This window comes from Marinobacter sp. LA51 (assembly GCF_030297175.1).
GTDB classification, from domain to species: domain Bacteria; phylum Pseudomonadota; class Gammaproteobacteria; order Pseudomonadales; family Oleiphilaceae; genus Marinobacter; species Marinobacter apostichopi.
On sequence record NZ_AP028070.1, the window covers coordinates 2087952 to 2101879 of the forward strand.

The 13928-nt window shown below is 47.6% G+C and carries 12 protein-coding genes; 9 read left to right on the forward strand and 3 right to left on the reverse strand.

The genetic code is table 11. The features are described from left to right. Positions 1-104 precede the first annotated feature (104 nt). From QUE89_RS09590 to QUE89_RS09620, 7 genes are all read left to right on the forward strand, one after another. Positions 105-1130, forward strand: a complete 1026-nt coding sequence (locus tag QUE89_RS09590; RefSeq protein ID WP_286219885.1) for a polysaccharide deacetylase family protein — start codon at positions 105-107, stop codon at positions 1128-1130. After that, the gene (locus tag QUE89_RS09595; RefSeq protein ID WP_286219886.1) at positions 1127-2242 is read left to right on the forward strand and encodes a glycosyltransferase; all 1116 of its coding nucleotides are present in this window, start codon (positions 1127-1129) and stop codon (positions 2240-2242) included. The genes QUE89_RS09590 and QUE89_RS09595 overlap by 4 nt, the downstream gene beginning before the upstream one ends. A gap of 144 nt (positions 2243-2386) precedes the next feature. Then, complete coding sequence (locus tag QUE89_RS09600) at positions 2387-3535, forward strand: polysaccharide pyruvyl transferase family protein (RefSeq protein WP_286219887.1); 1149 nt, start codon at positions 2387-2389, stop codon at positions 3533-3535. Continuing rightward, positions 3532-4692, forward strand: a complete 1161-nt coding sequence (locus tag QUE89_RS09605) for a glycosyltransferase family 4 protein (RefSeq protein WP_286219888.1) — start codon at positions 3532-3534, stop codon at positions 4690-4692. The genes QUE89_RS09600 and QUE89_RS09605 overlap by 4 nt, the downstream gene beginning before the upstream one ends. 77 nt (positions 4693-4769) lie before the next feature. After that, positions 4770-6149 carry a lipopolysaccharide biosynthesis protein gene (locus QUE89_RS09610; RefSeq protein WP_286219889.1) on the forward strand — a complete coding sequence of 460 codons (1380 nt, stop codon included), beginning with the start codon at positions 4770-4772 and terminating at the stop codon, positions 6147-6149. Positions 6150-6549: 400 nt separating this feature from the next. Then, entirely contained in the window at positions 6550-7425 is an 876-nt protein-coding gene (locus QUE89_RS09615; RefSeq protein ID WP_286219890.1) for a polysaccharide lyase family protein, read from the forward strand. A 21-nt stretch (positions 7426-7446) separates the two neighbouring features. Next, entirely contained in the window at positions 7447-8436 is a 990-nt protein-coding gene (locus tag QUE89_RS09620) for a glycosyltransferase family protein (protein ID WP_286219891.1), read from the forward strand. A gap of 13 nt (positions 8437-8449) precedes the next feature. Here the strand turns inward: QUE89_RS09620 and QUE89_RS09625 are convergent, their stop codons facing one another. Both QUE89_RS09625 and QUE89_RS17360 read right to left on the reverse strand, forming a co-directional pair. Beyond that, on the reverse strand, positions 8450-9796 hold the full coding sequence (locus QUE89_RS09625; RefSeq protein WP_286219892.1) for an O-antigen ligase family protein: 1347 nt from the start codon (positions 9794-9796) through the stop codon (positions 8450-8452). After that, the gene (locus tag QUE89_RS17360) at positions 9789-10325 is read right to left on the reverse strand and encodes an arsenate-mycothiol transferase ArsC (protein WP_353506779.1); all 537 of its coding nucleotides are present in this window, start codon (positions 10323-10325) and stop codon (positions 9789-9791) included. Before QUE89_RS17360 ends, QUE89_RS09625 begins: the two co-directional genes overlap by 8 nt. A gap of 237 nt (positions 10326-10562) precedes the next feature. Between QUE89_RS17360 and QUE89_RS09630 the strand changes: the two genes are divergently transcribed. After that, entirely contained in the window at positions 10563-11738 is a 1176-nt protein-coding gene (locus tag QUE89_RS09630) for a carboxylate--amine ligase (protein ID WP_286219893.1), read from the forward strand. An 8-nt stretch (positions 11739-11746) separates the two neighbouring features. Then, the gene (locus QUE89_RS09635; protein WP_286219894.1) at positions 11747-12913 is read left to right on the forward strand and encodes an ATP-binding protein; all 1167 of its coding nucleotides are present in this window, start codon (positions 11747-11749) and stop codon (positions 12911-12913) included. Here the strand turns inward: QUE89_RS09635 and QUE89_RS09640 are convergent, their stop codons facing one another. Next, positions 12914-13924, reverse strand: a complete 1011-nt coding sequence (locus QUE89_RS09640) for a polysaccharide deacetylase family protein (protein ID WP_286219895.1) — start codon at positions 13922-13924, stop codon at positions 12914-12916. Positions 13925-13928 lie beyond the last annotated feature (4 nt).

The following is a 13928-nucleotide window of genomic DNA, read 5'->3' on the forward strand; positions in this document are numbered from 1 at the left end:
CGGCATTAATGACAATTCCGCCTCCGAATGGCAGAATCATGGTTACAGACTATACAGGGACGATAAAGCCAAAACCACTGGCGGCTATCAAGGAGGCATAGTCTTTGGCTCACCTACGATCTGGGTTGAAGTATTTCGTCCTCGGGGCGCTGGCGGTCTATGGCTGGATCAGGATGAGGTTAACGTCGAAATCGACGTTAATTATTCTCACCTACCACCGGATCCTTCCCGATCATCATTCCGACCGACACGTCGAACAACCGGGTATGGTTACTTCGCCCGAAGTCTTGCGCAGCCATATCCGGCTCATGCAATCGGTTGGCGCTGTCCCGGTACATCTTGACGACTGGCTATCAATGCGAGTCAAGAATGAGTACCTGCCCAAATTATCCTTTGCCCTGACCTTCGATGATGGCTGGCAGGACAATTACCGATACGCCTTTCCAGTCCTGAGTTCAGAGGCTACCCCCGCGACGATCTTCCTGGTCACGGGGCTTCTCGATACCCATCGGGTGTTTTGGCCGGAACAGATTCTGAAGCTCCTTACCTCTGCTGCTTTGGACAAAAGCAGCCCCGAATTTCAGTGGCTATGTCCTTTCTTACCCTCTGAATCCTCGTCCGATTCGCCCCTCACATTGGAACAAGCAGATGAAGTGATCAGCAGACTAAAGGCGCTGGACGATAAAACCATCCTTGACCATTTGGCCGGTGTCCCCAAGGCGGCGGTTGCTGCGACTCCCGAAGAATCGTTTCGGCCTATCCTTAACAGCACCGAACTCAGTGAGATGGCCGCCAGCAACCTGGTTCGATTTGGTGCCCACACACAGAACCATTTTCGGCTGAACCGAATCGATTCCGCCCCAACTCTTCGTGACGAAATAGTCGGTTGCCAGGAGGACCTCAAAAGACTCGGGCGCAGCGCTGTACCCATCTTCTGTTATCCGAATGGCGACATTACAGCTGACGGGCAAAAACTGGTGAAGGAGAACTATCAGGCCGCCTGTACGACGAAAATCGGATGGAACCCACAGAGTCGAGATGCTTTTGACCTCCGACGCTTCAATTTACACGATGGCAACAGCAGCTCGCCCCGCAAGCTCTTCGCCACAATAGGCCGCGGAATCCTTTGAGTAATCCGACAGTAGTGACACATGTTGTTTCTGGAGATATTTGGGCTGGCGCAGAGGTTCAAGTATTCAATCTATTCAAAGCGCTGTCCGCGACTCAAGATTTACGGCTCACTGCGGTAGTTTTCAACGAAGGCATTTTGAGCGAAAAGTTACAATCTTTGGGCCTGACAGTGGAGATAGCTGAAGAATCCAGGCACGGAGCGCTAACCTTGGTGAACATCGTCCGCATTCACTGCCGACGCGAGGGCACCTCAATTCTGCACACCCACGGCTTCAAGGAGAATATTCTTGGCGTCATAGCCAAAGATCTCGCGGGAGTGCCCTGTTCCGTTCGCACGGTTCACGGCAACCCTGAAACGGAATTCTCTTTCAAGTCACCTCACAAATGGCTGGTTCGCCTACTAGACTTATTATTGGGGCGATTTCGTCAACAGGCGGTAGTCGCAGTGTCGTCCCAATTGGAGGTGAGGCTTGAAAAATTGTTTCCGGGCAAGGTTCGAAAAATCTTCAATTTTATCGATGTCGCGGGCCTTCGCCAGCAATGGCCCCGGAGCACAGCTGCGAAGGGCGCACCCTACCGGATCGGCATCGTCGGCAGATTGGTTCCGGTCAAAAGAATTGATCTGTTCATTCGGACCATCTCAATTCTCAAACAACAGGGGCTCCCGTGCACCGGCGTGGTTATCGGCTCTGGCCCACTTGAACTGCAAATGCGGGCGTTGGCTTCGTCTCTCGGACTGGCTGACGACATAGAGTTCAAGGGGTTTGTGAATCCGGCGTATGAAGAACTGAGCAAGCTGGACGCGGTATTGATGACCTCAGACCACGAGGGTTTACCGATGACCCTATTGGAAGCCCTGGCCATGGAAATTCCGGTGATTGCCCATCGAGTCGGGGGCATACCGGAGGTACTGGCTAACGGTGATTGTGGGTGGCTGGTGGTTGAGCAAACCCCTGAGGCCTACGCAGAAATAACAGCCAGGGCACTGGGAGCCGAATCGGAGCAGAGTGAGAAGTCGAGAAGAGGCGTATGCCACGCTCAAAAAACCTTCGGACTGCAGGCCAACACCAAAAAATACGAGGAGCTGTATACCCGAAATCTCCGGAAATAGACGGTTCTCCAGGATATCGATGCTGATCTTGTCGAGGGCTTTATCAATGACAGGGTCATAAACGGATTTATGACATTGAGAGTGTGCAAAATGCCAAGAATACTCATGCTGTCGGACATTACTGGGCTTGGCCCGGAGTATCACGTGGGCGACGAAGCCATGGCAGAAGTTGCCATCGAGCGCCTCGCCAAGTTGGTAGGCAGGGAAAATCTGATACTGGGCTGTGCAAATCCCGCTCAGATTCCTAAAACCTATAATATCCGAACCTTCCCTTTTTACCATCTCACTGATAACACATTCCGAAGAATGCTCTGGGCAAAGCCCTTATCCTACTTCAAATCGATCTTTACGAATATCTACCAGGTTATTCGGTGCGACAAGGTCCTGGTATGCGGTGGGGGCAATATGACGAGTGTCTGGCCTGGTGTCCTGGAGTCCAGGCTTCGACTTCTGAGGATCGCCAACTTTTTCCGAAAAGATATTGTTTTGGTCAGCCAGACAATTGGCCCATTCGAGCAATCGCATCGACAAAGGGTCGACGAAGTTCTCCCAAAAGCAAAATGGATAGGTGTGAGAGACATCAATTTCTCACATACACAAGTCAACGCCCCCGTTCACTTCGCCTTGGATGATGCCTGCTTTCTTGAGAAAAAACATAGTAGTTATACTCGATCAATAAGCGAAAAAAATGACGCCTTTGCGTGCGTGTCCATGCGAAAGTTCGGAGGAATGGACGATGCCGACGTTTTGCGGATCGCCTCGACAATTCAAAAAGCGGTTGGTGCCCGGGAGCTCAAGACCGTATTCATTCCGCACCATGCGCCTCACGGAACCGAGGGTGACATTAAACTTGCTCGCAATATAGAACATCTTTGGCCAGACAACGACTTTCATCTGGTTAATCCCATACCGCGTGCCTCCGAACTTAAAGCGCTAACCGCCGATAGCAGTTTTGTCGTGTCAATGCGCTACCATCAACTCATCTTTGCGCTCTCGATCGGCATCCCCGCAGTGGGAATCTTCATTGATGAATATACACAAGCCAAGCTCACAGGTGCATTCGAAGCGCTGGGGCTGAAACCACGGGTAACATCCATTCAAGAAGTGGAGAACAATCTTGAGAGGCTTATTGCTGAAGCCTGCAACGCAACGGATGAGTTTCAAGCAGCTGCACGCAATATACAGCTTGAGGACAGGAGCGTAAGCGAGCGGCCCTATGAGTTGTTGGCTGACATTGCAAATGCCACTCCCGCCAAATCAGTAGGTAATGCAACGGAGGCAAGGGGCTCGTGAAAGGGATACTGGTACTTTTTCACTGTGAATCAAACCCCGGTTACGCTGCATCAAGCCATGAGCATACCTTTCTTGAGGTGGCAAAGGATCTCTCGGGTGACATGAAGAACATCCATTTCGCCTACTCAAGCCTCGATAGAGGTATGACACCGTCTCTCCCTGAAGAACTCACAAACATTCTCCATCTCGACACCCGATGGACCGATACCGACCAACTGCAAGCCATTGAGCGCTATATCAACTATCACAACATCGAGAGACTGCTTGGATTTGACCAACCTGTAGCTCGACCGATGTACCAGGCCCTCCGACAGGGAGGCATCAAAACCTTCGTGTCGTACTGGGGAGCGCCGATGAGCTCTATTAACACTGGGCTAAAACTCTTATTGAAAAAACTCGAGGTATCAACGAAGCGGAGCGGACCTGACCATTATATTTTTCAATCTGCCGGTATGAGAGATACAGCGGTCAGGGGGCGTGGCATTCCCCATTCAAAAACCTCCATCGTAAAAACCGGCATAGACACAAACAAATATTCCCCTGACAAATCCTGCCAGTTCTACGCACACGAATGCTTTGGCATTCCGAGGACAAGAAAAATTGTGGTGTTTTCAGGGCATATGGAGCGACGGAAAGGCGTTCACGTTATATTGAAAGCGGCAAAAGTCTTAACTCAGGATCTTCACTATCGAGACGTACAGTTCCTAATTCTTGGTAATCGACCAGGGGAAAAAGAGCTTTTCTCGAATTATCTTCAAGACCCAAATGTCAACGATCATATTACATTTGGAGGATACCGCACTGACGTTCCAGCTCTTTTAAAAAGTTGTTCAATTGGCATGATTGCATCTGTGGAATGGGACTCTTTCCCAATGTCATCGCTTGAAATGGCCGCGACCGAACTTCCTCTTCTTGTATCCGACCTCCCCGGCCTCAATGAAGCCATATCTCGCGATACCGGGAAAATGTTCAAAATTAATGATCACGTCGCCGCAGCACACCAGCTAGTTAATCTCCTGAATGACCCCGATTCATTGATGAGTATGGGGAAAAAGGCGCGCGCGCGAGTCATTAAGCATTACTCCAGGGCATCGCAAGCAAGAGGAATTACAGACGTCTTCAGGGCCTTGGAGCGAGAAACGGAGTACGTGCTTTGAGCCAAACGCAACAAATGGTCAAACATTCAACTATTTATGCAGCGGGGAACATTTCACGGCAACTCGTCGGTTTCTTGATGCTGCCGATCTACACCAGCTATTTAAGCCCTGCAGACTATGGCGTCATTGGTCTCCTGATTTTTCTTGTCAGTCTTTTCGAAATCATTTTGGGAGGCCATATGTTTCAGGCTGTACCAAAATTTTTTCACGGAGAAGATAAAAAAGAAACAAAAAATTCTGTTGTCACAACCGCTTTCTTTGTCACAACATTTTTCAGTGGCATAGCATGCATTGTGATGGCAAGCTTCGCCACGCCCATATCAGGCATTGTCTTCGGCGACGAAAAATACAAAATATATATAGTAATATTTTCATTTTTAATACTAACTCACGCATTAGAACAATACAGCCTAACCTATATAAGAATAATAAAAAGACCGTGGACATTCTTTAATTTCAGCATGGCAAAATTAACCCTCCAGCTCAGCTTAAATATAATAACCATTGTCATTCTGGACTGGGGGCTTATGGGACTTGCCATAAGCAGCCTTTTATCATCTATAATAATATCAATAGTTCTAACAACATATACTTTTTACAATACCGGATTCAGGATAAATATAAATATTGCTATAAATATACTTAAGTTCAGTTGGCCCTTATGGATTTCGGGTTTGATAGGCCTCTATATTGGATCATCCAATCGGTATTTTATCCGCATTTTCTCTTCATTGGATGACGTAGGGCTATTCGAGTTGGCGGCCAAGTTCGGTGCGATCGTTGGAGTGCTCGTATGGAGTCCATTTTCGCAGTACTGGCAAACAGAGCGATTCGCTATTGCAAAAACCGAAAACCCCTATCCAGCGTACTCGTTGGCATTTCGGATGATTGCAGCACTACTACTCATCTCCGGAATCTGGGTCAATGCCTTCGCTACCACAATAATTCAGCTAATGTCGGCTTCACCATTTCACCCCGCCGTTGATGCAGTCCCCTTTCTCGTGCTCTCCGGAATTTTTCAAAGCCTGACGATCTTTAACAACTTTAGTTTCATGTACTGCAACAGGACCTTTGAGCTAACAAAAAACAACATCGTGGCCGCGACCATGATTACGATGTTCTATCTTGCCCTAATTCCTTTCTACGGCTTCGTCGGTGCCTCTATCGCGCTTGCTGCGGGTTCAATCATTCAGTATTCATATGCTCTTTACTCAGCAAATAAACTATACCCTCTAAAGATCAACCAGAAGCCACTCATCGTAGCCACGCTTATCCTTTCCCTGGCAGCTCTTCTTGATAATTTTCTGATTTCCCAAGAGATATCGATCTCAACAATCTCGAGCAAGTTGTTAATTGTCATCCCATGCACAGCTCTAGTCATTCTGTCGCTATTCGAGAAACCGGAGCTTGCTGGCTCAAAAAGTCACTTTTTAGCGTTGCTCAAGAGGCACTCGTAATCTGGTAGAGGATACCCCCGGCTTCTACCTGGACCTGGCGAATCTGATTAGGCCTCAGTCTTCCAGATTCGCCGATCACCTTCCCTCAACTACGCTTTAAATTCTGTTAATTTTTTGGTTATTAAACGGCACTGTAAAAAACATTATTTCATAAGGTCTGCCCCTTAGCCGGACGCCGAAACTCATTTAGTTATATAAAATTAGTGCTTATTCAGCTCTTACAGCCTGACGCTTTAACAATCATTAAAAACTAGAAAAGTATTAAATTTGGTTTTGGATTCGATCAAATTTATTACTCTGCCCAAACCACAATCGGCTATAATTTAGCCATTGTTCGAAAGCGTTTCTGTCTCCGTGTCAGACGCGCCCTTCTAAGTCCGCTTACATGGAGAGAGTTCACATGAAGCACTCCAATATTTTGATTCGGTCGACTGCTTTAACTCTTTTGGTAGCTCTATCACTGCCTACGTACGCGTGGACAAGGGCTTTAACTTTCGAAAACGGAGCCATTGGATCCAAAGCTCAGAGTGGTAGTGGCCAGGATTTCGATGACGCCGCAGGTGGCTCCTATTTCACCAACGAACAGGTACTCAGTGGAAGCAAAGCCGCCAAATTAACCGTTACCGGTGGGGCCACGGCCTTTGGTGAGTGGGGCGGCATCATCAATTACCCCTCACTTCTCCGGAAAGGGGATGAAGTCTGGTTTAGTGTTAACACTTACTTTCCATCGGGTTTTAATTACGACTCAACTGGAGGGGGTGGTCACCTGAAATTTCTCAGGGTTCACGCCCAGACCAGTGGCGGGGGAAATTCAGGCTACAACGATTGGTACATGAACCCAGAAGCATCGACAGTTCCTCACAAGTTTATCTATGAAGGGCAACAGCAATGGTTCGAGTTCGGTGCACCCTCAGATGAGGTCCAGAGAGGTAAGTGGGAAACATACGAGATGTATATTAAACTCGACAATGTCCCTGTAGATCAGGGCGGCACCGCCATAGTCCGAGTCTGGAAGAACGGAAATTTGCTGAGGGAAATCACCGGTGCAAAAACTCTCAATAGTTCTTCTGACACATCCGACAGAGCGCACATTTTCACCTATTGGAATGGCGCTGCTCCCAAAACCCAGCACATGTACGTTGATGACATCGTAGTAACATCAGATACTCCCTCAAACCGGGATGCCAACGGCAATCCCATGGTTGGGGGTGAAGCCAGCGGAGGCCAATCAGACTCTAGCAGTCGTCCAGCGGCACCTCAGCTAAACGTGGAATAGTATCCAAGTAAAGGGACTTTTATGACCGGCAAGATCAGGGATGATGCTGTCTGGATAACCTGGGAAAAGCAAACCAGGAACCGCTCTGCCAGTTCCTATTTTGATGTACCACTGTTTGAGATAATTGATGATGGCTCTTATCGAATAGCCCGTTACCTGAAAAGCATCTCGAAAACCGTTGCGATAATTAACAGGCAGCGACCTCGCTACTTTTTTGCCCAAAATCCCTCCGTGGTTCTTGCGCTGTTAGCCGTCAGCATAGGCCCGTTGCTTCGTTGCAAAGTGATCATTGACGCCCACAACGCCGGTATACATGGGCCGGAGCGCTCTAACCCCCTAGTGCGTAAACTGAATAGGTTTATCATCCGGAAAGCCAATGCAGTGATTGTCACCAACGCTGAATTGGCCAGTTACGCCAGTTCGTTAGGCGGCAACCCAATCGTCTTGCCTGACCCGTTACCCCTCTTCACTGAAGATAAGGGAACTGCGGTTGAGGACCGGACAAGCACCCTCAAAGCCCTCTGCATTACCTCTTGGAGCGACGATGAACCCCTTTTAGAGATTCTAGAAGCAGCAAAAAAGTTTGAGGATGAAATCGTTTTCTATTTCTCCGGAAATTTTAGAAAAACACCTCATTTGATTCCGAATAAACTGCCTGCCAACGTTAATCTACTTGGTTATGTTGACGAGGCGGAATTCCATCGTCATCTCTTTTCGGCGGACTTCTGTATCGACATGACGAAAAGATCAGACTGCATGGTCTGTGGGGCGTACGAAAGCATTTCGGCGGAAAAGCCCGTCATTCTCTCCGATACTCCCGTGCAGCGAAGCTATTTTTCAAAGGGTACAGTATTCAGCAAAAATTCATCAATGGAAATTGCTGACGCTATTAAGGTGATGAGGAATAATCTAGCCACTATGAAAATGGAAGCCGCCCAGCTAAAAAATGAAATTCTTAAACAAGAGAAAAATTCAAAGGTTTCGATTCTATTAAAAATTCAGCAGCTTTAGTCACTACAAGAACTCAGACCCTTCTCAGCTCCCTGTCTTTCAAACCTTTGCCCTCGCTGCGCGGCCGTTTAAATCTTCGTGACTTTTGTAAGACCTGCGACGACACTATGTGGTAACAACAAACAAACAGGGCGAAGTGAATCCATAGAAACGGATAATAAACGACCGATACGAATTGGCCAGCCATCACGAATCCAATTAATGATAAATTCAGGTAAGAAAATATAAATGTGAAAAAACTTCGCCCTACTTGTTCATTTAAACTATTTCGGATAGATCTGGTTTTTGATAAGGCATAGATAATCATAAATAAATACATGAAGAGGGCCGGGTACCCAAGATCAGCCCCAACCTGTATAAAAATATTATGGGGTAGTTCGGCGAAGTCATAGAGCATATCCTGATGATAGACCTTCTCGTAGTACGGAATGTAATTAAAATAGCCCACGCCTAAAGCCGGGTGTTCATTCATCATGTCTATCCCATGCTCCCAATAAAGAAGCCTCTGAATAGAAGTTCTATCATCACCGGCAACTTGAAACCGATCTTTCTGCTCTTGCGGCAAAATCATCCACAAGGCTGCCACAACCAGCGCACACGAAATTAGCACCCTTGGCTTAAAGATAGATCTAGCATTTAAGACAAGCAGTTGAACCAAAAGTGCCAACTGCGCCCCCCTTGAGCTCGCTCCCAGAACAACCATCATCGCCGTGAATGGCATCATCAAGAGAATAAAATATTTTACCCGAGTTACATGTGGCTTGAGATAAAGAGCAAACGCCCAGGCCAATGGCCAAAAGACCAGCATCTGAATTGCAAGCTCGCCCGAATTCTGAAAAAAACCCGGTGGACCGCTTAAGCCCCAGTCGGTAAATGCAAAACCTCGTTTAGCCCAGGTAATTGACAAGGACAAGGATAGCTTGAATGTCGCAAGAAAAAATATGCATAGAAAAATAAAGAAACGCTTTTCAGTGTTAACAATATTTATTATAAGAAAATATATAATGAGCCAAGTATAAAAGTTTTCCAATCTTTCAAATGAAGAGGATGGCCAGTAAGCAAATGCGCTGGACAATAAAAGCGCGGTAAAAAACAATATCATCCAGAAATTAAGTGAAGAAGGTACCCATTTAACGCTTTTGTCCAGAAAACATCCGAAAAACGCTCCGAGTACGGCTAGTTGTGTCCAGGGAAGGACGTCGAGGACTGGGTAAATGGACTGGGGCCGAACGTACTCCAGAAAAAAATAAGCACAGATAGCCCAAAAAGCCAGGCTTTCAGCTTTAAAGTAACGCCACATTTCGCCTATATGAAGTCGATAAAAACTCTGTATATCAACTTCCCTGCGCTTCTTAATCACATATTCTCCTAACCGCTTCCATGACCTTATTTTCACAGTTTGCGAAGAACTTACTGTTACAGTTAAACGGATCGTGAATATAAGGAACAGGGCGCTCACAATAACTACCCGCCAACGCCAATGGATATCCCCGGCCGATTTTATTCTCGAAAGCAGCTATATGGGAGGGCTCCATTAAAACGATCAGGTCGTCATTCTGAAATTCGAAATTTCGGACGTTCACCGTCATGTGGTTTTCGAGGTCCAAACCATGACTCCGGGCGAATTTTCGTGCTCTGGGGTCGGCTGGGTGGCCATCGGTGCAGTCCAGGCCACACGACCTAGCATCTCGACCGAGGCTCTGAGCGTATACTTCGGCTAGAGGGCTCCGGCAAATATTTCCACTACAAACAAAGACCACTCGTTGATTGCTTTTGGGGCGGGAAGCAGGAAAACGGCGATAGACCCCAATCTGGGACAGAACCCAGTATCCGATAAAGCGCAATAACCCGTATCTCGACCCAAAACGCTCGTAAACCAACCCATTCACCAGTTAAGCTCCTTTTATTGGTGCGGTAGCGCCAAAGTTTCAGTGGCTTTCAATATCATCTCACATCTAATTTAAACAGCGGAAAGCCGTTACATTAGCCCCCATCGATCCTCACTCCCACTATGAGACCCTTGGCCCAAATTTGAAGCTCGGTTTCCAGATGGTATATGTCAGCATGTACCATAATAATATAGACCTGCTTTCAGACATCGGAACGAACAAAGGACGTTGCTAACCATGGAACCCAGAATTCTGGTGCTTGACGGCAATCAAAGAGCCTCTCTCGCAGCGGTTCGGTCTCTTGGCTCTAAAGGGCTTTGGGTCACTGCCGCAGAGACCACTACCACGTCGTTGGCTGGGCAATCCCGGTTCGCCAAAGAGTCTGTGGTTTATCCAGATCCTTGCAGCTCACCGCGCCTGTTTTTCGAAACGATTCTGAACGTAATCCAAGATCTTGGCATTACATTTCTGTTGCCCATCACTGAAACCACGACCTACATAATCCTCCAGTATCGCAACGAGCTTCCGGACCAAGTAACCCTGCCCTTTCCCGCAATTGACTCGATCGAGCAACTTGCAAACAAGAACAGGTTATTCGAAATCGCATCAGCGCACCGTGTCCCAATTCCGGAAACCGTATTCTGCCAGAATGCCAATGAAGGTTTAGCATCGCTCTCCGGCATTAAGACCTACCCGATAGTCTTAAAGCCATTTAAATCAAAGGTATTGCTTGGAGACGCAGTCCTGTCTACGCGGGTGTTGATTGCCTACTCGCCAACGGAAGCGCGAGAATTGTTGCAAGCCCACAGCTTTTTTAATTATCCGTTTACAATTCAATCCTTTGTAAAGGGAACCGGACAGGGTGTTTTCGCCCTTTTTAAGCATGGCTCTCCCGTCTGCTATTTTTCTCATAGGCGGCTTCGTGAGAAACCCCCAACCGGCGGCGTAAGCGTGCTTAGCGAATCCGCACCACTCAATCAGCAGCTCAAGGAATCAGCAGAGCGATTGCTCCTCAGTGCGAAATGGCACGGAGTTGCGATGGTTGAGTTCCGGGTTGCCGAGGACGGTACCGGGTACTTAATGGAGGTAAACCCAAGATTCTGGGGCTCTTTACAGTTAGCAATAGATTCGGGTGTTGATTTTCCTTGGTGGCTCTTTTTGGTTTGCACGGATCAGCCATTGCCAGAGTTAGAATGGAAATACGCAAGGGTAAGGTGGATTCTCGGAGATCTGGACCGGCTCTTCATCATTTTGAAATCACCCTCCTCGGTTTATTCCGTGAGTGCAAAGCTGCGGGAAATATTGCGATTCTGCCTGCCTGGCTTGCGAACTCGCCACGAAGTGAATCGTTGGGGTGATCTGGGGCCCTTCTGGTTCGAGCTTAAACAGTACCTCCATGCACTTCGGAGTTAACGAGTCATATGAGTCACCCGTATGTCATCATATTTGCTACCGGACTCAATGGTTTGGGAGCATTACGCTCTTCAGCGGCTGCGGGTTTAAAGGCTTACACACTGATAAACAAACCCTCCGAATTATGCAATTACAGTCGTTTTAGTGAGTGCAGCATCCTGTTGCCTCCCAAACCAACGCTTCAGGATATTACCCCCATACTTGACCGAATATATATCAAAGAAGGCGGCCCAGGAGTTCTACTAGCCTGCTCTGACGGTGCTGCGGAACTCCTCGGAGGGCTCAAACGCGATGGCTTATCAAGGCACCACCTCATCGTACCCTCCTCAAATACCACACGAATACTGAACGATAAGAAGCTGGAGTGTCAGATCATGAAAAAGGGCGGTATTCGACTGCCAAAAACTTATTACCAACTTGCTAAAGACATTCCAGATTCCTATCCAGTAATCATTAAACCCCGCACGTTCAGGGATTACCGTCTATTAGGCTCGAAAAATGTGCTGGTTCACTCGCGGGCTGAATTGGATGCCTTTTGCAAGAAGTTTGATGGGCAGGTGGAACGCTTTATTGGCCAGCAAGTAATCCCTGGCGATGACAGTAACCTTTGGGTCTGCAATGTCACCTTTGACCGAAATATGAAGCTTAGCGCCTGCTTCATTTTTAACCGGCTTGGAACCATGCCCTCTCACTACGGCGTTACATCATTGGCCATTAGCTGCGAAAACGAGGAGCTACGTTCAACTTGCGCCAAAATAGGAGTAGCACTCAACTACTGCGGTCCGGCAATGATTGAGTTCAAGCTAGACTCCGGGTCGAATACCTATCATTACATAGAAACCAACCCACGTTTGGGAATGTGCAATTGGTTCGACACCCAATGCGGAGTCAATAACATCCTTGCTTGCTCGCGAATTGCCTACAACGAATCAGTATCATTCGAACCACAGTTAAATGATCGTATTTACTGGAATTTTTTCGGTGACCTCATAGCACGGCTTGAAAACCGGGAGAGCTTTACGTCTATAACAACCCTTTATTTCAGGCTTTTATTACGACATCGCATTGGAGCGCTTTTCTATTGGAAAGACCCCTATCCGGCCTTCAGATACTCCTGCACCTCCGTCAAAAACATTTGTAGCCGCGTCCTAAAAAAGCTGAGGGGCGAAGTTTAGCTAATCGCGCAGGTTCATTTTAAAGGCTTCAAACCGATTGACGATCTGGCGAAAATCCTCAAACCTGCTTGGCAGAGAGAATCTCGGCAGTTCGTGGCGATTCTGGAACACATCAACATATCCAGGCACAGTATTGAAGGCCATTTTGAAGCCAGCTGCCTCAAGATTCTCAATATCCACATGATCATAGTCAGTTTGCCTACCGGTGGGATAGGCAAAGACTTCTGGCTGGAACCCAAGCTCATCCCTAACACGAGCCAAGGACCGACGAATCTCCGACTGTTTCTCTTGAAGAAGCAATGTGGAAAGAATTCTATGGCTAAACGTATGGGGATAAACACCGTGCCCCGCCCTATTCAGAGCCCGGGCATCATCCCAGGACATCGGTCTGAACTCACGCGGAATACGGCTGGGGAATGCTACCGCGAGACTGGGAAAAAGCGCGACTCTTAACCATGTATAAAGATCAGTCTGCTGCTCACTCTTAAGCCTAGAGCGTAACGCTTGCACAGCTACGCCAACGTCCTGATGAGCCAACTTTATCGTGTACATTGAACCTGAGGGCAAGGTTATCTCTGCCCGATCAACATTAGCGTGATGCAAGGCATAGACTATTTGATCGTCCCAAGGCCAAAGCTCTTGGTCTAGGAACCCGGTAATGACGAAGAAGTTGAGCGGAAATCCGAACTCTTCAAATACTTTGGCGGCGACGTCAAAATGATCAAAGAAACCATCATCTATTGTGAACATCACAGACTTCGAAGGTATTGCCCGTTCTTGGCTCAGCATCAACCAGAGTTCGTCCATCGTCAGAACCCTAAAGCCACGCCTCGCCAAATAGGATAAATACGATCTTAAATTCCTTGCCGAAATGGCACCCGAAGAAGAGAGTTCTTGTTCATCGTAAACACGATGGAGCATGAAAACCGGAACTCTCTGCGGAAAGAGACGCCGAAAAATTCCGGACTCACCCATGATGTTGGCAATTTTCAAAGCCGAGTTTTTTAACATCCCG